A 22,417-nucleotide genomic window follows, 5' to 3' on the forward strand; every position below is an offset into this window, starting at 1 on the left:
GGCTCTACGCCGTTAAAATATGATTAGGGATATTTATTATTTCGACAGTTGCAATGCTTTACCGCCTTGAACCACCCATACACCGCCATCACTTACGATAGCAAGCTTGCTTCCATCATTCGAAACAGCTACTTCAGATACATCTTCAGTGGAACGGAACAGTTCAGTCTTAGCTCCATTGTTATCAACGGAATAGACTACTGTGCTTCCATCTGCCGCTGAACCTGCTACAACCAAGCCGTTCTTAACGCCAGTAGACCAAGTTACTTCAACATCAAGTTTAATATTGCTGCTTGTTCCGTCTGCTTTTACAACCTTCAATGTGTTAGCTGCGTTACCCTCAGCATCTGCACTCAGGTAAACGACGCTACCATCAGCAGAAATTTCAGGGTACAGTTTGTTATCCGGTGTAGTTGTCAGTGCAGCTGGTTTAGCATCTTTCGTAGCCAGGTCAAGCTTGTAAAGCTGCTCTCCAGCAGAGCTGAAGTCTACAGTAAGAGAATCTTCTGTGCTGTCCGCATCGTTTTTAGCAACACCCGTCAAGTTAACGATATAAACGGCGCTCTTTTCGTCAGCGGAAATGCGCAGTTCGGATTTATTTTCTACTTTGTCTGCCAATACGGATTTAACTTCACCAGTGTCTACAGCGATTTTTGCGAGTTTCTCTTGCTTGTCACCTTGGACGAAGTAAATACTTTTACCATCGTTCGACCACACCAGATCCGTTTTCACACTATTGTCAGTACCAAGTGTCTTAGTAGCTCCGCTAGACAGGTTAATCAGATTCAACAAACCAGTCTCATCATTGAAAGCTCCCCACTGCCCATCCGGCGATACTGCAAAATCTACTGCACTGTCATTTGATGAAAATACTTCGTAGTTACCTGGCTCTGTGCTGAACTTGATAAGTTGAGCAGATTCAGCATCACTTTTGTTCGCAATCAGACTTCCAGCTGCTGTCCAGTGCAAAGTATCAAACAATCCTTCAGGACGAGCAAAGCTTAGAATCGTGCTAGCGTCAGCATCCAGTTCTCCACCTAATGCATAAACTAACTTTGAAAGCTCTACATAGGTTTTACCGTTATAAAATACTGGAGCAACTGTGAATGTCTCGGAATTACCATCTACTTGATAGCTCTTTGAGCCTGTTTTGAGCTTCACATTATGTAATCCTTTGCTGTCATTAAGTTCAAACCCGCCATCTCCAAGTACTAACTTAGCTCCAATTTCACCAGCTACCTGATTCAGCGAGTACAACTTGTAACCACTGCTATTAATGGTGTTAAACACAATCGGCGTACCATTTACATTCCAAGTAGCTGTACCTTCTTTAACTGCTGTTTTTGCAGCGGTTTGATTGGTAGCCACAGATTTTACATTACTGCCGATGCTAGCTGCAGATACACTCCCAACGCCTACTGTTGCAAGAAGTGCTGAAGCCAACGTTGCGCTAATCCATTTACTGTTTTTCAATTAGATTCACCCTTTTCGTATAGGTAACTGCTAATGTCATTTTCGTCTACAATTGTCAACTCTGTTGCAGAGGAATGTTATGGAAATATTAACTATAATTATTTTTTTGAAAAAGTAGGTATATTAGCGTACTAGACTGCTAAATTCAGATAAACCAAATGGACTAGACACGAAAAAGCCTCATGGGGGATAGCTCTGCGGGGTGCAGTAGCTTTTACTCCATGAGGCTTTTTGTAAATGTGATCTACACTAACTCTTCATTTAAATGCTTTTCCAACGTTCTCCGTACAGCTCCCGGGCCCTTCAGCATCTCATAGAAGTAGCTTTCAATCTTGCTACCCAGACCGATTTCATATAACGGTACACCAAAGATCTTCTCATTATCTAGAATCCTATGCACATTAGAGGTCGAATCTCCCAAAGTCACTCCCTGCAGATGCGCTTGAAGCGACTCCATTAACGGATCGGGACTTAGCTCAAATGAATTTCCTTCATCACCCACTCCGATCAAATAGCGGCACCAAGCAGCAATTGCTAGTGGAATCGCCGTCAATTCAGCTGGATGAAGATCTTCGCGTTGTACATAGGATTTGATCGTTTCCCCATAACGTATGCCTATCTTCTGCGACGTATCTGTCGCAATTCGCTGCGGGGTGTCCGGAATAAATGGATTCGCCAAGCGCTCTTGTAGCACTTCATCCAAAAACTGCTGTGGACGTAGAATGATAGGATCTACAACTACAGGCAATCCTTCCTTATACCCAATCCGCTCGACTAATGTACGAAGAGTCTGATCCTGCATCTCATCCGAAATTTGTGTGTAGCCTAGTAGACAGCCAGTGACCGCTAACGCAGTATGTAAGGGGTTTAGACAGGTGGTAACTTTCATCGTTTCTACCCTGTTCACGGTCTCACGATCTGTGAATATAATGCCGGCTTCTTCTAATAAAGGTCGCCCATTCGTAAACTTATCCTCAATGACCAGATATTCACTAACTTCTGCGTTAACAAAAGGCGCGGTATGAGCGTTCCTCGAGGTAATAAGTATATCCATGCCGCCAATCCCTTGCTCCTGTAAAGCATTACGTACTACCTCGGATGGACGTGGTGTGATTTTATCGATCATCGACAAGGGGAATGTTATGCGACTCTCGTCTTCGAGGTACGCAACAAAACCTTCCTCCACAATCCCTTTCGCAGCCCATGCCTTGGCGATTGTAATCACGCTATTTTTCAACATATCCCCATTGTGCGAACAGTTATCCATACTGACAAAAGTCATCGGATACTGGCCTTTTAGATATCGACGGTACGCTAGAGAAGCGATCACACTCATGCTGTGGGATGGCTGCTCTGGCCCTTGCTCCATATCCTTCTTCACGATATCAAGGTACATTCCATCAGGACCGGTCAAGGTATAACCTTTCTCTGTAACGGTGAAGCTGGCCATCTGCAGGCTCGGGTTTTCAAAAATTTCAACCAAACGGCAGTAATCCTGCGCTCGATTCTTGTTTGCCATAATAGCTTCGGTAATGCTGCTAATGACCTTTTTCGTAAACTCGCCACTCGCATTCATTAGTACGAGAAGTGTTAAATGATCATGCGGTTTATAAATTTTGTCAATCAGCTCGTAGTCAGAGGAGGTAGCGGCAATAATACCTGTATCTGCTTTTCCAAGCTCCAACAGCTTCTGGTGAGCATTCGCAACAAATTCCCGAAAAATATTTCCCGCTCCAAAATGAACCCATTCCGGCCTAACGCGCGTATTCTCCGCCACCTGCTCATAATCAAACTGAGGAAGCTCCACGTCAGCGTCCTTCCACGCCTCTGCATATGATTGAATACTCTCTCTTGTCAGAAGCAGCATTCACTTCACCCCCATCGTATTGTCGAGACTATCCCACACACCAAGTAAATACATGATCCCCATTGCTCTATCGTACAGCCCGTACCCCGGGCGGCAAGTCTTCTCTTCCCCCCACAAATGTCGACCATGATCTGGACGCACATACCCCGTATATCCATTCTCATGATACGCTTTAACAACCTCTGCCACATCCACACTGCCATCCCGTCCACGATGAGAGACCTCAATAAAATCTCCGTTCTCAAAAACCTTAACATTTCGAATATGAGCAAAATGAATACGATTACAGAATTCCCGAATCATAGCCGGCAGATCGTTCTTCGGATTCGTACCGAGCGACCCAGTGCAGAAGGTTAATCCATTATACGGACTATCTACTGCGTCAAGTAAACGACGGATCGTATCACGGCTGCGGACAATGCGGGGCAAGCCAAAGATCGGCCAAGCAGGATCATCGGGATGAATAGCCATTTTGATGTCGACTTCTTCACAGACAGGAATAATGCGTTTCAAAAAATAGACCAAGTTCTCGAACAGCTTCTCTTCCGTTACATCTGCATAAGCGGCGAATAGCTCATCGAGCTTCGCAAGACGCTCCGGCTCCCAGCCAGGCATCGTAAATTCGCCAGCCCCCTCGAGAATACGATTCACCATGTCGCGCGGGTTCTCGTTAATTGCCGCATTTTCATAAAAAAGAGCATTCGAGCCATCTGGCAATTCCTTGTACAGCTCCGTCCGAGTCCAGTCAAAGATAGGCATGAAATTGTAACAGATCACTTTAGTACCGACCTTGGCTAGCTTCCGTATGGTGTCTATGTAAATATCGATATATTTATCACGCGTCGGGAGTCCAATCTTGATATCATCATGGACGTTCACACTCTCTACTACGGCAGTGCTAAACCCTTTGCTCGTAATTTGATCCGCAACCTTTTGAATGTCATTCATTTCCCATACTTCGCCCGCTACCTTATGATGTAGTGACCAGACAATACCCATTACCCCCGGAATTTGCCGGATATGATCAAGCGTAATGTTGTCATTGCCTTCTCCATACCATCTCCATGTCATGTTCATCTAGATAAAACCTCCTATAATTTCTTATGTCGAGATCTTGTATACAAGATAATATACTCAAATATTAGATTTAAATAATACCTTTTGTCAATGACATAAAATCAATAATTACCGTTCTTGTATACAAGATCAAAAAATTATATAATGAAATCACTATCTTATTTCAGGATCCCGTTTCAGATATCCGCATTACAAATTCAACGGCAATGGAGACGCAACCTCATGTCCACCAAAAATGATATTTTGAACCTATTAAAGCACGAAATTCTTAACCTAACACTAAAGCCTGGATCCATTCTAAGTGAGACCGTGTTATCCGAACGGTTTCAGATATCCAGAACACCTTTGCGCGATGTACTAAAGCAGCTATCCCTCGAGTCCTATATTGATGTGTATCCGAAGAAAGGGAATCTGGTTTCATACATTGATTTGGAATCTGTCGAGCAAATGATCTATTTAAGAAGTGTTTTGGAAAAAGATATTATCAAAGGTCTATGCGGTAGCCTTACTCTTAAAGGAATTATAGAACTTAAGAAGAACCTAGAAGAACAAAAAAATGCCATACATCAAGAACATGCCATTGAGCACTTTTTTACTTTGGATGATGCCTATCATAAGACGTTATTCACATTAGCAGGACATGAATTTTTGTGGGAGCAAATTAAGTTCTCCCATGTGCATTATGAAAGATATCGACGCCTGCATACCCTAAAGCAAGAAAAGCTGGAGAAAATTTTGAGCGAGCATCACATGATCCTGGATTGTATGACAAACCATGAACCAGACAAAGTGGATGAGCTAGTCCAGCATCATTTGCGTGAAGATATGAACTCCTTATACCTATTGGAGAATTTTGCAGATTATATTAAAGCGTAATAACACGAAGAGGCTGTCCTACAGTAGAAAGATTTGTCCAACTTGGCATATCTATGTGTCTTCGGTCTCGTTGTTTTTGTTGAAACTTCCCCCTCTAAAACAGCGGAGAGGACGGACTGATTGTGGAAAAGCGATAGCGTTCGCCTTGGTCTCCGGATTTTTACCGCGTAGGGAAAATAAATTAAATCTGGAGACCACAGCGATTGGAACAACGGTCCGTTCGCGGAGCGTCCATATAAAAAGCAATAGTTGCTCCTACGTAAACACAAAAAGACCGCCTCAAGCAGCCATTTTCATGGCTTTTGGGACGGTCTCTTTTTATATAACACGCATTAAGGTATATTCGGATAGATCATTACCTTAATACTTGTATCCTTCTCTTTACGTGCTACTTCAAGAGCCTCTTGAGTATCTGTAAGCGCAAAGCGATGCGTAACTATTTTCTCAATATCTAATGAAGAATGCTGCAACGCTTGGATCGCAGCCGGATAGGTATTTGCGTAACGAAAAACACCATAAGCATCGATCTCACCATCGATAAATTGTCCCATGTCCATCGGAATAGCACTATCGGCTGGTAAACCGACAAATACAATTCTCCCGCCACGGCGAACCCACTTAATTGTATCCGCCATCGCCATTGCGTTACCCGATGATTCTACGACGAGTGTAACTCCAAATCCGTTCGTTAACTCATTGAGTCGCTGTCCAACATTCTCTTTTACTGGATCTAATGCTGCAGTGAAGCCCATCTCCATTGCAAGTTGACGCCGAAAAGGTACTAAGTCTGTTCCATAAATTTCAGAAACGCCAAATAGCTTTGCTGCTTGTCCTGCAAGCAATCCGATCGGACCAAGACCCGTTATTAGCACTCGATCAAACGGTTGAACCTTACCACGCATCATTGCGTGAAAACCAACCGACAATGGCTCCAGCATTGCACCTTCCTCATAACTCATAGAATCCGGAAGTTTAAATAGATAATCGCTTGGCATGACAATGTATTCTGCCCAAGCCCCATTTACTGGGGGTGTTGCAAGAAAGACCACATCTGGGCACAAATTATAACGTCCTGATTTACAATAGTCGCATTGTCCACAGGTCACTCCTGGCTCAACAGCTACTCGGTCACCTACAGCTATATTTGATACCTGCTTACCAACCTCAACGACTTCACCAGCCAGCTCATGGCCTAATATGATCGGTTCCTTTACTACATAACGACCGATTCTTCCATGCTCATAGTAATGAACATCTGACCCGCAAATCCCGATACAATACACCTTAATTAGCGCTTCATTATCTTTAGGAACAGGAATATCTATTTGCTTCACAGAAATCGATAATTGCTCATCCATTATTGCAGCATTCATCTTGCCTGTTAACATGTACACGTCACCTCATTTATCGTAGTAGTTGAAAGGACAATCGATCATTCAAACCGAAACCAACCGAAATCGAACTGACTTCCAGGCAAGAAGATAAACGTTACCTTCTGCTCCCCTGTCACTTTCTCCAACTCAAATACTCGCTCTACATATCCATCTGACTGTGTAAATTCGATCAGTTGATTGTTAGATGCTTCACCCTCTTCGAAGCGAAGATGAATGGTATTCTTATCGATCGGAGTTCTCCCACAAATGACAAGCTTTGAAGTACCTTCCGTCGTAAAATCCATCTGCTCGAACACGAGAGATACGTTATTCCCGATTCCTTCAACACCCTGTTCCGCGATGGTGAACGTATCACCATAAATGCGATCACAATCCACAGCCCTATTCTGCTCGAACGCTCGGTTCTTTTTCACAAATGAGAAGCCTTTAATGTGCACCTTCTTCTGTAATACGAAACAAATAGAGCTGATACCCGTGAGTCTCTTGGATAATAGATAGGTTGCCTCCTGATAAACATTCCATTGCGATTCCTTCTGATAAATAACGTCTGCCAAAAGCTCACTATGCTCTTCGTCCGGCATGCCTTCCCAAATCTGGAGCTCGTAGGCTTCGCTAGACAATGCGAATAGGGGAATCGTTATCAAATCCGAGCCGTAAGTTCCAAAGTCAATCTCGCGATAAGCAACCTGCGTCTCACCATCTCGACTCGTTGCTACGCCTCGTTCATTTCCGTTTCCGACTTCGCCTTTAACCTCGTCATATAGACCGCCAGATATAAATCCATACGGATCCTTGTAAGCCGTCCCCAGACCGCTCGCTGTAAATTCCAACTGTGAAATCAGCTTTGTCTTTTCCGTACCGTTCTTACTCATACAGCGAACGCGGAAACTCCCATCTCCTAACGCCGTGATCTTGGCTTCTTGTCCCAGTTGTTCGAGCCGCGCTAGATTGGACTCAATCCCTGCATCATTTACAATACTCCACTCCACTTCAGTATAGGAAGTGTCTTTAGGGTAAAGGATGGCGTGTACATTCATTTTTCTTCTATTTTCATTAAACTGTTGTCCAGAATGACTTATAATTTCTATCTTTCGTAAAGGAATTTCTTCTACATTTCCCATCACACAGGGCAACGCTAGATTTCTAGTGTTAGCTGAAATGCCTATTCCACGATCTGCCACAGGGAGCGATTGAAGCTGTAGCTTACTACCTAGTACACCTTTCGATGTAACCTCAACTGTTATCGTACCTGCTTCTAAACTCGCAGCAACAATCGCCATAAGCTTACCGCTGAACAAGCGTCTATTCATTCCTTTGTATGGATCATAGTCCGTGCTGTCTCCATTATCTAAACCGATCAAACGGCCTGCTCCGCCCACCTGAACCTGAACGCGATTATTTGCATTCTCAACGGCATTCCCGCGCTCATCCTCCATCGTAATTTCGATGAAGATTAAATCTGTGCCGTTCGCAAGGAGTGTACCCTTATCAGCCTTTAAGCAGATTCGACTCGCATCCCCGAACGATTTCCTGATGTCTACTGCAATGATTTGGTCAGCCTCATCATAAGCGATTGCCTTGAGCTCGCCTGCTTCATAAGGAATCTTCCACCAGCCCGCTAGCTGCGTTCCATGCACATGATCGATTTCATAGGTCCCAACAGTCTCACCATTGAACTGCAATTCTATCTTGGGAGCATTCGAGCAGACTCGAACATCGATCATTTGACCGGGATTGAAATCCCAATAGGGAAAAATATACACCATCGGATGCTCCTTGTAATTTGTCCAAGCCGCTCGATAGATGTAATATGAATCCTTTTTAAAGGTCGCTGTATCAATCTGCCCAAAATACGAATTCTTCGTATGATACGGTGTAGGTTCACCAATATAATCAAAACCCGTCCATATAAATTGCCCTAATGAGAACGCTGCATCTCGCTCCGCGATAATACACGCTTCTGCCGACTTCGCTCCCCAGCTTGTAGAGCTATTTCCAAGCGCAGAGCACTGCTCATCGTCATCAGCCAGGATGGATTGCTCGAATGGGAAATGATATATTCCCCTGCTCTGCACAATAGAGGCGGTTTCACTACCATAGATAATCCAGTCAGGATGTTCCGCGTGATGCTGATGGTAATATTTTTCCGCATAATTGTAGCCTGCCACCTTTACGATGTCCGCACATTTCTGAGCATTCTCCCATGGCATATAGTTCGATCCAATGCTCACTTTCCCGTTGCCTTTCGGATCATATTGAAGCACGGATTCCATCAACATGCTCGTCAATTCTTGCCCTCGCTTGTCAGCATGCGTATCATAAATTTCATTGCCAATACTCCACATTAACAAGCTTGGATGATTACGATCTCGCATGACCCAGCTTCTCACATCTTTTAACGCCCAGTCCTTGAAAAATCTTGCGTAATCATATGTGGTCTTCGATCGCTCCCACATATCAAAGGCTTCTGAAACCACAAGCAGCCCCATTTCGTCCGCCAGATCCATAAGCTCTGCTGCAGGCATATTATGAGCGGTGCGTATTGCATTTACGCCCATGTCCTTTAAGATCTCAAGTCTTCTTCGCAATGCTGCTGTATGAAACGCCGAACCCAATGCTCCAAGATCATGATGCTCACAAACTCCGTTAAGCTTGATCTTTAACCCATTCAGAAGCATTCCCTCTTGCGGATCCAGTACAATCGTTCGAAAACCTATACACTGTGTTACTTCTTCTATTGTTGTCCACACATCATCAGAGCCCTGATCAGGTGCCTTATGCTGCAATTCCGTTTTTAGCTGATATAAATGAGGCTCACCGGGGCTCCATAATAAAGGATTCTCTACAGTCAGCACCTGACTTACACGTGAGGTAACTTGTGTTAATCCTACTGCGGAGATCTTCTCAACACTGGTCTTTATCTCTCGATCCTTGTGTAGAACGGTTTGGGAAATCCGCATATCTCCTGTAATGCTCACATCGGTGTCGATCTCCACTCGCCAAACGTCATTTTTTTGTACCGTATGAATGTAAATTCCATCTGTCACGATATGATTGCAATCTCTTGTCTTGAGCCATACATTCCGGTAGATACCCGCTCCTGAATACCATCTACTATTCGGACTCTGATGCACAACCTTCACTAGAATTTCATTTTCCCCGTCTATGAGCATATCTGTAATCTCGTATTCAAAGGAAGAATAACCGTATTTCCACTCCCCAACCCATTGATGATTCACATAAATCGTGGAGTCCATATAAATACCATCAAAACACAGCAATAGCTGCTCATCGTTCTTCGTATTTATAAAACACTTTCGATACCAGCCAATACTATTCTCATATAAGTCTAACGTGTTATAAATCAACCAATCATGCGGGAGATCGACGAGATGGAAATCCAAGGACTCAGCATTCGTCACTTCTAAAGTACTCTTGGCGAATTCCCAGCCCTCATTAAATAATCTTTTCTGATTCAAGGTGTATCTTCCTTTCTTCTCATAGGATTATGAAACAAAGGGATGGAGCAACAGAAGGAGTGGCCCTGCTGGACACACTCCTCCTAATGCTAATATTTAGTATATTGTACGTTGATGCTGGTCTGGGATACCGCTTTTTCGATAGAAATACGTATTGATGATATCTCTCCACTCGCGGGCATGTAGTGCCTGTTCATGCAGACGGTCTGCCACCTGCACATACCTGCTATCGTCCATTTTCCCCTCAAGGGATTGCCACTTCTCTTTCAGCCCTGCTGCGCGATCCACGCCATCAAAATGCGTATCATAAATATGCTGGATGACCGTTTTACCAGATTTAAGAGTATACGTATACGGTACATGATGAAAGAACAGTAATAACTCATCTGGACAAGTAGCTACCGATTCATACAAATCTACATTCGCTCCTTGATACTGAGCAACATAACCCGTACCCGTCTTTATTGTCCGGTCTACGCCAATCCCTTGTAAGTCTGCAAAATGATACGTTCCCCATTTCGAATATTCATATCCATCCACATTTGGACCGTAATGATGATCAGGATTGACCATCCAGCCTACCCCAAGCGGCGAAGTATAAGATTCATAGATATGCCAGGAGGTTAACAAGATCTCACGAATCGTATCTATTAACTGCTCATCCTCTGCACTGAACGTGAGCATTGTCCATTCCTTCGCGATTTGCTCTGCACTTAATTCCGGATTCCAAGCGAGACGCCCGTAACCATATAGATTGGCCTGCGCTAACAAATGCCCCGTCCAGTTATGATCATTACCAATATTTGAAACAGCAGCGAAGCCGCTATATTTATAACCGTACATGGATCCATCGACGACCCGTTTCACCGATGACTCCGAATCCGTTGCGTAAGTATTAAAATCAAGAACTTCCTTCCATTGAGGAATGAGGTAGCAGACATGACGCTGTTGGCCTGTATATTCCTGCGTAACCTGAAACTCAATCATCATATTAGTATGCTCCATGGCACCGAACAGCGGAGACACACCTTCCCGTACTTGAAAATCCATCGGTCCATTCTTCACCTGCAAAATAACATTATCCATGAATCGACCATCTAGCGGTTTAAAGTGATCATATGCCGCTCGTGCACGATCGGTGGAGCGATCCCGCCAATCCTGTTTGCAATTGTAAACGAAGCAGCGCCAGATGACGATTCCCCCGAAAGGCAATAAAGCTTCAGCCAGCATGTTCGAACCTTCTGCATGATCACGATCATAAGTGAATGGACCTGGACGATTCTCTGAATCAGCTTTTACGAGGAAACCGCCGAAATCTGGAATCAATTTATAAATTTCTACTGCCTTTGCCTTCCACCATTGGCGTACATCAGAATCTAACGGATCAGCTGTATTCAATCCACCGATTTCGATCGGGCTAGCATAGTTAATACTTAGGAACAGCTTCACCCCGTAGTTACGGAAGATATCGGCAATCCTCGCGATGTCAGGAAGATAGCGCTCCGTAATAAACATCGTTTCAAACCGATGTACATTGACATTGTTTATAGCAATCGCATTGATTCCTATCGAAGCGAGCATTCTCGCATAATCTTGCAATCGATCAAAGTCCTTAGTGATTTCGTTGTATGAGTAGAATATGGACTTCCCTGCGTAACCACGTTCGATGCTTCCATCGATGTTATCCCATTGATTCATCATGCGGAGCGTATTTACCGGCTGATCCAACATATCCAACGCTTTAATAGATTGACCCGTTCCAAGTAAGCGTAGGAATGCAAATACACCGTACAATAAACCCACGGGTGTGGAAGCACCAATTGCAATACAGTCCTTCTCCGTATTTGTTCGAATGGCATATCCTTCTGATCCAATTGCTGTCCTTGTAGCCTCGCTAAAGGTATGCGTAATCAACGGATGATTACTATCAAACGTACCGATTGCAATACAAGCTTGTTTATCTTTATCCTGAGATTCATTAATAGTAGCATCTATATCCAGCATTCCTTGTATGCCACGTGTTAGTTCTTGCACAGCACTTTTGATCACTGGATGATCCTGTTCGGGGATCAAAATGTTATTGCACCAAGAAGCATAGCGCTCTCTTACGGTACTCGATTGAATATAAGGATATTCGAGCCAAGCTTTATACCCTGCGTTATGTAATTCTGTCTTTTGTTCTGCCATAATTCGATGTCCTCCATTAGAGAGTAAGACTTTTTAATCTAGATGTTGCTAGCTGTGCAATGGTTCTCTTATACTTTTGTAAACGATAGGTTATCCGCATCCCTACTAATAGGAGGAACACGAATGTGACGTACCATGAGCAGCAGGACTTACAACCCTTCCATCTCTATTTTGTATATAAAAGAACAAGTACAAATACAGACGACTATCAAGGTACATTCCATGCTCATCAGGGTGTTGAAATTCTTATTGTTCATGAAGGTAAAGGGACGCTGATTATTGATCAAAATAGCTATGAAATAAAGCCAGGGATGATTTGTATTTTCCAGCCGTATCAACTGCATCATATTCAAATTGAAATTAATGAGGCGGTTCCGTTCGTGCGTTCAATCGTGCATTATGAGCCCAGCATATTTAAAGCTTATTTTGAAAAGTGGCCCATCCTACAGAGCTTTTTCAATCATATTCACAGCGGCAATTCTGCCTCACCTCGATGGTATGAACAGCAGGACCTGCAATCCCTGATAGCTCTTCTGAAGGATCTGGATAAAGCGCTTCCAACTTTGCACAAAAATGATTTCATGGAAGAGGTCTCATTGTTTCTCATCACGTTCCTACGTACTTTAAAGCCGCTTTGGGATACACAGCAGAAGCCGGCCTCCATGGAACAATTGCTTCGTAAACCACATCAGGCAGAACGTATTATGGAATGGCTGCAGTTGCATTACAAGGAACCTTTGCGGCTTGATCAAATGAGCAAGGATCTGCATCTTTCACCCCATCATTTATCCCACTTGTTCAAGGAATGTACAGGCAGCAGTATTTCCGATTATTTAACGGTCAAAAGAATGCAGGAAGCCGTTCATCTTCTGACTTCAAGCAAATACACAGTTGCACACATCGCCGAGGAAGTGGGGATCACAAATTGCTCTCATTTTTGCAAATTGTTCAAAACCCATTTCGGCACAACGCCTAATCAATTTCGGAAGCAATGGCATTTGCATCATTGAGTTGTCGAACATCCCAGCTGGATTCCTTATTAACATCATATCAAGTTGATTCGTGAGCAGGTATTCGCATCTTGTGCAAAAATGCCGCTACTTTGCGATTTACACCTAATTGTAAGTTAGTTTCAGTAGCGGAAATCTAACACTTTACATTTACTGGATTCCGGAGCACAATAATGAGTGAGCACTCACTCATTATTGTTGTGCAGAGCACTCAGTAACACCACTTTGTATCCCAGACTATTCAGAATCGAGGAGATGAATATGGGTTCGGAAGTTCCAGTCATTTCAGTGAGCCATGTTAGTAAAGCCTTTGGAGACAAACAGGTGCTCGAAGATATTTCACTTCAAGTGGAGCGTGCGGAAACCTTCGGCATATTAGGGCCCTCTGGCTCCGGAAAAACAACGCTAGTAAAGCTGCTTACAGGTATCGATGAGGTGACCTCAGGTGAGGTAAAGGTGCTTGGTGTCACCATGCCTAAGTTATCCATGCTGCAGCAAATTGGATACATGGCTCAATCTGATGCCCTATATACGGAACTCAGCGCAAAAGAAAATCTGGAGTTCTTCGCTGCGCTATATGGACTAAAAGGTGCGGAGCGCGGAAAACGCATCAAAGCTGTTATGGAACTAGTAGATCTTCAGGAGCATCTGCGCAAAAGAGTAGATCAATACTCTGGCGGAATGAAACGCCGCCTATCCCTGGCGATTGCGCTGCTCCATGAGCCTCCGCTACTTCTTCTTGATGAACCAACAGTTGGTATCGATCCTGTACTCCGACTATCCATCTGGAAAGAACTAAAAGCTCTGAACGAGAAAGGTACCACGATTGTACTCACTACGCATGTCATGGATGAAGCTGAGAAATGTGATCGCCTTGGAATGATCCGTGATGGCAAACTGCTTGCCGCCAACACACCTGCCGGATTGCTTGAAGCCACTGGCTCAGCTTCTATTGAAGAAGCCTTTCTATATTATGGAGGTGTCCGTTCATGAGAATCCGAGCGATCACCTTAAGGATTTTGCGACAATTTATTCATGATAAAAGAACGATGGCCTTAATGTTCATTGCACCGCTTATCGTTCTAAGTTTAATGAGCTTGGTATTCAACGGGGACGCCTATGAGCCAAAAATCGGAGTATCCGGTGTGCCACTAAATATCTCAGCTGCGTTAAAAGAAGAAAATACCACAATTAAAGAGTATGCCAGCGAAGAGCTAGGGAAAAGTGCTCTAGTAGAAGGAAAGATTGACGCTTTGATCACTTTGGACGGAAACGTTGGGAATTCAGGAGTCATCCCTCAAGTGTTGTTAGAGGGTAGCAATCCTACAGCCAACAAGGCAGTAATTATGACGCTTCAAAAGCTTTCTCAGAAGCTTCTTCCAAGTACAGAGAAACAGCTGCAATTACAGCCCCAGATCAGCTACTTATACGGTTCTGAGAATATGAAGACGATTGACCGCTTCGGTCCGATTATGATTGGCGTATTTGTTTTCTTTTTCGTATTCCTGATTGCCGGTGTTTCTTTCCTGCGAGAGCGGACTACAGGCACCCTTGAACGTTTACTTTCTACTCCTTTAAAAAGATGGGAGATTGTACTCGGGTATGTATGTGGTTTCGGCATTTTTACCGTATTTCAAGCGCTGTTGATCTCGTGGTTTTCCATTCAGATTCTTGGCATTATGATGACGGGAAGCTTTGGTTACGTAATGCTGATCACCTTACTCCTGTCAATGACTGCACTGACGCTGGGCACGCTATTATCTGCTTTTGCAGCCAACGAGCTACAGATGATTCAGTTCATCCCGCTTATTATCGTGCCACAAGTTTTCCTCAGCGGACTGTTCCCACTCGACACCCTACCGCTATGGCTACAGCGCATCGGCTACGCAACCCCAATTTATTATGGATCAGAAGCGCTTATGAACATCATGATCCGTGGCAAAGGATGGAATTCCATCGCTCTGGATGTCTATGTGCTGATCGGGTTTTCACTATTATTCATGGTGCTGAATGTATTAGCACTACGCAAACACCGGAAAATGTAGCCTCACTAAGAACTTTCATCGGTTGAACGGAATGAACCAAGTTTGGAGGATAATTGTAATGAAAGAACATGATTCTGCGGAACGAAATATAGAAGAGCAGTGGATTGAAGAGCTGCTGGCCATAAGTGAAGAGGATAAACTGACACCGAAGCAGATTTCCATTTTGCATGCGGCGATTGAGGTGTTCTCCGAAAAAGGTTACGCTGCTGCTGCGACTAGTGAAATTGCTCAAAAGGCAGGCGTAGCAGAGGGTACGATTTTCCGATATTACAAAACCAAAAAAGATTTACTGCTCTCCATCATTGGCCCCACCATGAGTCGTATGCTCGCTCCTTTTGTACTGCGGAATTTCAACGGGGTACTCGATGTTCCCTATGACAGCTTCGAAGAATTCCTACGGTCATTTATCGTCAATCGTCTGGAGTTCGCCCGTAGAAATTTTAAAATGCTAAAGATTCTGATACAGGAGATTCCTTTCCAACCGTTGCTCAGAGAACAGTTCGCAGAAAATATTCTAAGCAAGGTGCTGGAGCGCGTCATCGAAATTGTTGAACACTTCAAGGCAAAAGGTGAAGTCATTGAATTACCCACACCCGCTATTCTACGTTTCACTATTTCATCCATTGGTGGGTATCTGCTTAATCGCCTGCTGCTACAACCGGAGAAGGACTGGAACGATGAGGAAGAGATTGACCTGACGATCCGTTTTATTATGCACGGGATTAGTGGAGTAGCAGCCCCTATTTGATGCGCACGCCCGTTCTGTTATCATAAGGACTATATAATAATCGGACTTTTCGAAGAACAAGTTACGAGGAAGGAATTATGTTATGGGCTTTAGTGTGACAGAACGGGTAATTAAGCTGCTGTGCGGCAAGTCTATTTTTGAAAAAGGATTGGCTTATTACCAGTCAGGAAGCGTCGATATAATAGATGTTGAAGAACGTAATGAATCCATCCCAGATCTTCCCCGCTCTCGTTATGAAGCGCTCGTTCAAGGGGGCATTGGCTACGAAGTCATGGTTGTCATCGATATCGACGGTGATGTCACGGCAGAATGTACTTGTCCTGCTTACACGCATGGAGGGCCTTTCTGCAAACATATCGCAGCCGTACTGATCAGCATTGATGCCCTTGAAACTGCTGGAGAACGGCCAGCTCATACTGGAACTTCTAGCCTTTCTACTATTGAAGATACTGGAGTCTTAACCCCACGTAATGTTACGGATTCTACGCGAGACATGGGAGGAAGGTCCAGAGACCAGCATCTTGTGAGCAGCCTGCTAGGCATGTTCACTAACCATAAGCCTCGTCCGAGCGGTACTGGGGCTTTTGTAGATAATAGAATCCCTTTAAATGTCGAGTTCATCTGCAAGCCATTCACTTACAGCTATAGCACTACCATGCTGGGAATAGAAATGAAAATCGGCTCGAAACGACTATATGTCGTTCATAGAATAAGAGGTTTTCTGGAACGTGTACATCGTGGAGAAACCTTCGAATTCTCGAAGCATTTCGTCTATGACCCTGCCATTCACAGCTTTCGGAAGGAAGATAACATCGTTCTTCAGAAGCTAATTGAAATTGTCTTAAATGAAAAAATGTATCGCGATAACGTCACTAACTACTCTCCATATGGTGGCAGCCTGGGGGGAGATCGCCTGCTGGCTATCCCTCCTTTTTTCTGGGAGACGCTTCAGCCCGCACTTTCAGAGGTTCAGTCGGTATATCTGCAACAAGAAGAGGTGTTGTACGAAGGTATTCATATGTCTAATGAAGCACCGCCCCTTAGCTTTGCGTTCGAGCAAGCCGAAGGCGAAGGCTACCATCTGGATATTCAAGGACTGGAGCAGATCTCAGTTCTGGAAGATTACGGACTCGTGCTGTCTGAAGGTAAGCTGTTGAAGCTAACTGCTCAGGAATGCATGCGCCTATCTGAGATGAAGAAAATGCTGGAATCCTCTCGTCGAGATGGCATCGACATTGCCCCCGAACAAATGGAGCCTTTTATGGACAAGGTTATCCCTGGTTTGAAAAAACTGGGAAACGTGCATATTGCCGAATCTATTGCTGATCGAATTGTGCAACATAAGCTTATAGCGAGGCTCTATCTGGACCGTGTGCGTGATCGACTGCTCGCCGGGCTAGAGTTTCAGTATGGTGACATTATCATCAATCCTTTGGATGAAAAAGCCCATGTTCGCGGTACGGACTTGATTCTTATACGCGACGGTGAAGGAGAGGCCAAAATTCTGGAGCTGATGGAGCATGAATCCTTCGCCAAAACCGAAGGCGGGTATATTATGACGGATGAGGATGGTGAGTACGATTTTTTATACCACACGATTCCGTTGCTTGAACCACTATTAACGGTCTATGCGACCACCGCTGTCAAAGAAAGACTATTCACGGGAACCACGCCACCAAAAGTGAGTATTAGTTGGAATGAGAAAACCGACTGGCTTGATTTTAAATTTGACATGGGTGGTATTCCCGAATCTGAGATTGTGATGGTCTTAAAATCACTTCAGGATAAACGTAAATACTACCGATTGCCCGAAGGGGCACTGCTACCTCTGGAGAGTGAGGAGCTCCAAGAAATCATCACCTTTATGAACGAGATGGGCATTCGAGAAGGTGAGATTAAAGGTGCGCAATTTTCTTTACCAGTCGTTCGTGGGTTACACTTAACCTCTTCCGATTCTCAAAGTGACTCAGTCAAGCTAAGCAGATCCTTTAAACGATTACTTGCGAATATGCACAATCCTGAGAACCTTGATTTCCCTATACCGGAGAGTCTGGCTCCCGTGCTCCGGGATTATCAGCAGTATGGATTTCAGTGGCTGAAGACGCTGGCCCATTACCATTTCGGGGGAATTTTAGCGGATGATATGGGTCTTGGCAAAACGCTGCAGAGTATCGCTTTTCTGCTCTCTGAGCTTCCGGATATTCGTCAGAGTGGTCTGCCCGCTCTTATTGTCGCTCCTGCCTCTCTCACCTACAACTGGCATAATGAGCTTAAAAAATTCACGCCTGAGATTAAGGCTGTTATTGCAGATGGAAGCTTAACGGAACGCAGTCGAATTTTAAAAAATGCAGCGAAGGCGGATGTAATTATCACCTCTTACCCGCTGCTTCGAAGAGATGTTCAGTTGTATGCTAAGAAATCTTTTCACACCCTGATTCTCGATGAAGCGCAAACCATAAAGAACCATACGACGCAGACCGCTCAAGCAGTTATGGCTCTTCAAGCCCGGCATCGTTTTGCACTTACAGGGACTCCTGTTGAGAATGCGCTAGAAGATCTATGGTCCATCTTCGGCACTGTGTTTCCCGGGTTGTTTCCAGGTAAGAAGGCTTTTCACGATTTGCCGAGGGAAACTATTGCTAAACGGGCACGTCCTTTTTTGCTGCGGCGCTTAAAGAGTGATGTGTTAAAAGAATTGCCTGAGAAAATCGAATCACTCCAAGCCTGTGAGCTGTTCCCTGAGCAGAAGAAGTTATATGTCGCTTATCTCGCCCGTTTGAAAAAAGAGGCGCTTAAGCATCTGACCCTGGATAGCTTCGGTAATAATAATCGGATTAAAATCCTTGCTGGTCTCACCCGTCTGCGCCAGCTATGCTGTCACCCGGCTCTATTTGTGGATGGGTATGAAGGAAGCTCCGCCAAGTTCGAGCAGCTGTTTGAAATCATAGAGGAATGCCGCAGTTCAGGTAAACGAATGCTAGTATTCTCCCAGTTCACAGAAATGCTCGGTTTGATTGGACGTGAACTCGGCTATCAAGGTATTCCATATTTTTACCTAGACGGTCAAACGCCTGTGTCTCAGCGCGTAGATTTATGTAATCAATTTAATGAAGGAGAGCGGGATATTTTCCTGATCTCCTTAAAAGCTGGCGGAACCGGACTCAATTTAACAGGGGCAGACACTGTCATTCTATACGATCTATGGTGGAACCCTGCCGTCGAACAGCAAGCTGCAGATCGGGCTCACCGAATCGGACAGAAAAAAGTAGTTCAAGTCATTCGGCTCGTCACCCAAGGTACTGTGGAAGACAAAATGTATGAGCTACAACAGAAGAAAAGGAACTTGATCGATGAGGTAATTCAGCCAGGTCAGGAAGGGTTATCTACCCTTACAGAACAAGACATCCGAGAAATTCTGATGATCTAGGTGTAATGATGTTTGGAGAAAAATAGGGATATCCTTCAGCCAAATGGCTTTTGGGATATCCCTTTTTCAAATTCATCGTATTAAGTGATTGTAACTCCTGCACTAGCGTATCCAGCAATGGTTGTCGCAACGTCGACTCCGGCCGTTACTGTTGAAGTGAAGACCAACAGCAACCGCTCTCCAGTGGTTACAGGAATGCTCAAGCCTGTAGTAATACCACTGCTAATTGTGCCAAGTGAAAGGACACCTGTAAATGGAGGATTTAATGTGACTACAGCACCAGGGACTGCAGTAAAGGTATTGTTAGGTGTAGAAGAACTGAATAATTGAGCAGTGATTGTTACTGTAGAACCTAATAAACTAAGCGCTGCTGTTGTGCTGAAATAGGCCGCCAAAGAGGTAATTGTTCCGGTGCGTGGAACTGAGAATGCAAAGTTCAGCAAGGTTCCAGCCGCTCCGGTGAGATCTATCGTACCGCCAGCAGCACTAATATTCGTCGCACTACTTCCGAATCCTACGATACTTGAAGTATTCAGCAAGCCTCCTAATACAGTTGTCATAGCTACAGGAAGACCAGAAGCATAAGGAATGATTGCACCTGAACCAGCAGGTCCCGTTGCTCCGGTTGTTCCTGTCACTCCAGTCGCTCCAGTTGCGCCTCCACTTCCCGTTGCTCCAGTTACACCTGCGCTTCCTGTTGCTCCAGTTACACCTGCGCTTCCTGTCGCTCCTGTTGCACCTGCACTTCCCGTTGCTCCTGTTGCACCTGCACTTCCTGTTGCTCCAGTCACGCCTGCACTTCCTGTTGCTCCAGTTACACCTGCGCTTCCTGTCGCTCCTGTTACACCTGCGCTTCCCGTTGCTCCTGTTGCACCTGCACTTCCTGTTGCTCCAGTTACACCTGCGCTTCCTGTTGCTCCAGTTACACCTGCGCTTCCTGTCGCTCCTGTTACACCTGCGCTTCCCGTTGCTCCGGTAACTCCTGCGCTTCCTGTCGCTCCTGTTGCACCTGCACTTCCTGTTGCTCCTGTTACACCTGCGCTTCCTGTCGCTCCTGTTACACCTGCGCTTCCCGTTGCTCCGGTAACTCCTGCGCTTCCCGTTGCTCCGGTAACTCCTGCGCTTCCTGTTGCTCCTGTTGCACCTGCGCTTCCCGTTGCTCCTGTTGCACCTGTACTTCCTGTCGCTCCGGTATCTCCGGTGGCTCCAGTGGCTCCGGTGGCTCCTGAATAACCTATATTTTCACCATACAATTCAGAGTAGACAAGCCGATGAGCAGTCACTAATTGACCTGTGCTGCTTTTTCCCCAAACTGAGACTTGAATTGGATCGTCTATCAAAGTTGGTGTTGTAAATGAAAATTCGAATGAATCAAAATTTGCATAATAATCATTTGTTAGTACTTCATTAGGTCCCACAGTATGAAGTTCACTAACATATAGTGTTCTTGTACCGTTCATATAATATCCTTCGACTTGAATCAACGACGCAGTGACATCACTCTGATTAACAAGTTTAATAGTAACAAGCTGAGTGGGTCTTTCACCGCTTACCAGATTGTTTTCTATAGGTCCAGTAGATAAATAACTCAAGTTATCAACTCCTTTTATTTTTAAATAGATTGCCTGCAAAAAATTCTAAATAGTAGCGTTACTATAATCATTCCTCCGATCTACTCTAAATTCGCTAACAATGAGCCTGTTATATTTTTCAGTTGGAAATTTTCGGCTCTTTATAGTAATATTCTTTTCTCTTTTTAATGTGTGGACATCTATCAAAAGCTACTACTATACATATTGAGTGCTATTGGAAAAATCTATAAATCTATCAATATTCAATAGATTGTAACTCTTAGGAGCATTATTCTGTTCTGCCCAAAACTTGTCCCGTTAACAAAATAGAGGATAGCTCAGGAAGCCATCCTTACGGCTACTGAGCATCCTCTATTTTCACAATCAAACTCAGAGATAAATTTACGTCAATTCATGAACAGACCAAACTATACCCGAAGTATTGGCACCGCCCAGATTCAAAGGAACCGTCAAGCCATTAGAAACATAGAACAAACCAATAACATCACCTGCTGTTAGTGCAAATTCTCCAACCAGCGTTACAGTCCCACTTCCCAAAATAGCTCTCAAATCTAGAATAAGCGCAACATTCACATCCAACACAGGGAATAATCCACTTACCAGATTTGTTGAAGTAGGAGAAGTTCTCTGAACTACGAAAGCTGGATTAACCCCACTACCAAGACTAATTGAGATTGAGGCAGTTGTGGAATAGTTAATAGTCGCTTCAATAGAATATCTACCCGTTGTCGGAACTGTGTAATTTCCCGTAACAGGGTTAAAGGAAGGATCAGAATAGAAAGGAGAAGCCACAGACCATCCAGTCAGTTGGGAAGAAGTAGAAACTGACAAAGCTGATAGGAACGCTGAGAATCCCTCAGCTTGAATATTCGGCCCTGTTGCTCCAGTCACACCTGCCGCTCCAGTTGCCCCTGTCACTCCGTCCGCTCCCGTCGCTCCAGTCACACCTGCCGCTCCTGTTGCTCCAGTTACACCTGCCACTCCTGTTGCTCCTGTTACACCTGCCGCTCCCGTTGCCCCAGTCGCTCCAGCTGTCCCTGTTGCTCCAGTCACTCCGTCCGCTCCCGTTGCTCCAGTCGCTCCAGCTGCTCCCGTTGCTCCAGTCACTCCGTCCGCTCCGGTTGCTCCAGTCACTCCAACTGCCCCCGTTGCTCCAGTTACACCTGCCACTCCTGTTGCTCCTGTTACACCTGCCGCTCCCGTTGCCCCAGTCGCTCCAGCTGTCCCTGTTGCTCCAGTCAC

13 protein-coding genes and 1 pseudogene are annotated in these 22,417 nt (G+C 44.6%); 6 read left to right on the plus strand and 8 right to left on the minus strand.

Annotated elements, in window-relative coordinates:
• Nucleotides 1-36 precede the first annotated feature (36 nt).
• The 3 genes from ACFWMP_RS28430 to uxuA all read right to left on the minus strand — a co-directional run bounded on the left by ACFWMP_RS28430 (nt 37) and on the right by uxuA (nt 4,417).
• Nucleotides 37-1,473, minus strand: coding sequence for a stalk domain-containing protein (locus ACFWMP_RS28430; RefSeq protein ID WP_379425617.1), 1,437 nt, complete (start codon nt 1,471-1,473; stop codon nt 37-39).
• A gap of 244 nt (nt 1,474-1,717) precedes the next feature.
• Nucleotides 1,718-3,340 carry a mannitol dehydrogenase family protein gene (locus tag ACFWMP_RS28435; protein ID WP_379425619.1) on the minus strand — a complete coding sequence of 541 codons (1,623 nt, stop codon included), beginning with the start codon at nt 3,338-3,340 and terminating at the stop codon, nt 1,718-1,720.
• The gene (uxuA, locus tag ACFWMP_RS28440) at nt 3,341-4,417 is read right to left on the minus strand and encodes a mannonate dehydratase (protein WP_379425621.1); all 1,077 of its coding nucleotides are present in this window, start codon (nt 4,415-4,417) and stop codon (nt 3,341-3,343) included.
• A 222-nt stretch (nt 4,418-4,639) separates the two neighbouring features.
• Between uxuA and ACFWMP_RS28445 the strand changes: the two genes are divergently transcribed.
• Nucleotides 4,640-5,293 carry a GntR family transcriptional regulator gene (locus tag ACFWMP_RS28445; protein ID WP_339243327.1) on the plus strand — a complete coding sequence of 218 codons (654 nt, stop codon included), beginning with the start codon at nt 4,640-4,642 and terminating at the stop codon, nt 5,291-5,293.
• A gap of 332 nt (nt 5,294-5,625) precedes the next feature.
• Here ACFWMP_RS28445 and ACFWMP_RS28450 read toward each other — a convergent pair whose 3' ends face one another.
• From ACFWMP_RS28450 to ACFWMP_RS28460, 3 genes are all read right to left on the minus strand, one after another.
• A complete protein-coding gene (locus tag ACFWMP_RS28450) occupies nt 5,626-6,681 on the minus strand; it encodes an NAD(P)-dependent alcohol dehydrogenase (protein WP_379425623.1) in 1,056 nt (351 codons plus the stop codon).
• A gap of 44 nt (nt 6,682-6,725) precedes the next feature.
• Complete coding sequence (locus ACFWMP_RS28455) at nt 6,726-10,166, minus strand: glycoside hydrolase family 2 TIM barrel-domain containing protein (protein WP_379425625.1); 3,441 nt, start codon at nt 10,164-10,166, stop codon at nt 6,726-6,728.
• A gap of 96 nt (nt 10,167-10,262) precedes the next feature.
• Nucleotides 10,263-12,353, minus strand: a complete 2,091-nt coding sequence (locus tag ACFWMP_RS28460) for an alpha-glucuronidase family glycosyl hydrolase (RefSeq protein WP_379425627.1) — start codon at nt 12,351-12,353, stop codon at nt 10,263-10,265.
• Between the two features lie 125 nt (nt 12,354-12,478).
• Here ACFWMP_RS28460 and ACFWMP_RS28465 point away from each other — a divergent pair, with 125 nt between their 5' ends.
• The 5 genes from ACFWMP_RS28465 to ACFWMP_RS28485 all read left to right on the plus strand — a co-directional run bounded on the left by ACFWMP_RS28465 (nt 12,479) and on the right by ACFWMP_RS28485 (nt 19,583).
• A complete protein-coding gene (locus ACFWMP_RS28465; RefSeq protein WP_341146286.1) occupies nt 12,479-13,363 on the plus strand; it encodes a helix-turn-helix domain-containing protein in 885 nt (294 codons plus the stop codon).
• A 261-nt stretch (nt 13,364-13,624) separates the two neighbouring features.
• Nucleotides 13,625-14,356: an ABC transporter ATP-binding protein gene (locus tag ACFWMP_RS28470; RefSeq protein ID WP_379425629.1), complete on the plus strand. Its 732-nt coding sequence runs from the start codon at nt 13,625-13,627 to the stop codon at nt 14,354-14,356.
• A complete protein-coding gene (locus tag ACFWMP_RS28475; protein ID WP_339243331.1) occupies nt 14,353-15,408 on the plus strand; it encodes an ABC transporter permease in 1,056 nt (351 codons plus the stop codon). The genes ACFWMP_RS28470 and ACFWMP_RS28475 overlap by 4 nt, the downstream gene beginning before the upstream one ends.
• A 58-nt stretch (nt 15,409-15,466) precedes the next feature.
• Nucleotides 15,467-16,156 (plus strand): TetR/AcrR family transcriptional regulator, encoded by a 690-nt coding sequence (locus tag ACFWMP_RS28480; protein WP_379425632.1) that lies wholly within the window; start codon nt 15,467-15,469, stop codon nt 16,154-16,156.
• An 82-nt stretch (nt 16,157-16,238) separates the two neighbouring features.
• Entirely contained in the window at nt 16,239-19,583 is a 3,345-nt protein-coding gene (locus tag ACFWMP_RS28485) for a DEAD/DEAH box helicase (protein WP_379425633.1), read from the plus strand.
• An 80-nt stretch (nt 19,584-19,663) separates the two neighbouring features.
• Here ACFWMP_RS28485 and ACFWMP_RS28490 read toward each other — a convergent pair whose 3' ends face one another.
• Nucleotides 19,664-21,175 (minus strand): exosporium glycoprotein BclB-related protein, encoded by a 1,512-nt coding sequence (locus tag ACFWMP_RS28490; protein WP_379425635.1) that lies wholly within the window; start codon nt 21,173-21,175, stop codon nt 19,664-19,666.
• A 381-nt stretch (nt 21,176-21,556) separates the two neighbouring features.
• A pseudogene (locus tag ACFWMP_RS28495) lies at nt 21,557-22,417 on the minus strand (collagen-like protein); the annotation flags it as partial.

This window comes from Paenibacillus sp. NPDC058367, from assembly GCF_042723305.1.
Classification (GTDB): domain Bacteria; phylum Bacillota; class Bacilli; order Paenibacillales; family Paenibacillaceae; genus Paenibacillus_AQ.

What these genes read in the sequence shown, in the direction of transcription:
- ACFWMP_RS28435 (WP_379425619.1), bottom strand. Translation starts at nt 3,340, where the DNA reads ATGCTGCTTCTGACAAGAGAGAGTATTCAATCATATGCAGAGGCGTGG.
- uxuA (WP_379425621.1), bottom strand. Translation starts at nt 4,417, where the DNA reads ATGAACATGACATGGAGATGGTATGGAGAAGGCAATGACAACATTACG.
- ACFWMP_RS28445 (WP_339243327.1), top strand. Translation starts at nt 4,640, where the DNA reads ATGTCCACCAAAAATGATATTTTGAACCTATTAAAGCACGAAATTCTT.
- ACFWMP_RS28450 (WP_379425623.1), bottom strand. Translation starts at nt 6,681, where the DNA reads ATGTTAACAGGCAAGATGAATGCTGCAATAATGGATGAGCAATTATCG.
- ACFWMP_RS28460 (WP_379425627.1), bottom strand. Translation starts at nt 12,353, where the DNA reads ATGGCAGAACAAAAGACAGAATTACATAACGCAGGGTATAAAGCTTGG.
- ACFWMP_RS28470 (WP_379425629.1), top strand. Translation starts at nt 13,625, where the DNA reads ATGGGTTCGGAAGTTCCAGTCATTTCAGTGAGCCATGTTAGTAAAGCC.
- ACFWMP_RS28475 (WP_339243331.1), top strand. Translation starts at nt 14,353, where the DNA reads ATGAGAATCCGAGCGATCACCTTAAGGATTTTGCGACAATTTATTCAT.
- ACFWMP_RS28480 (WP_379425632.1), top strand. Translation starts at nt 15,467, where the DNA reads ATGAAAGAACATGATTCTGCGGAACGAAATATAGAAGAGCAGTGGATT.
- ACFWMP_RS28485 (WP_379425633.1), top strand. Translation starts at nt 16,239, where the DNA reads ATGGGCTTTAGTGTGACAGAACGGGTAATTAAGCTGCTGTGCGGCAAG.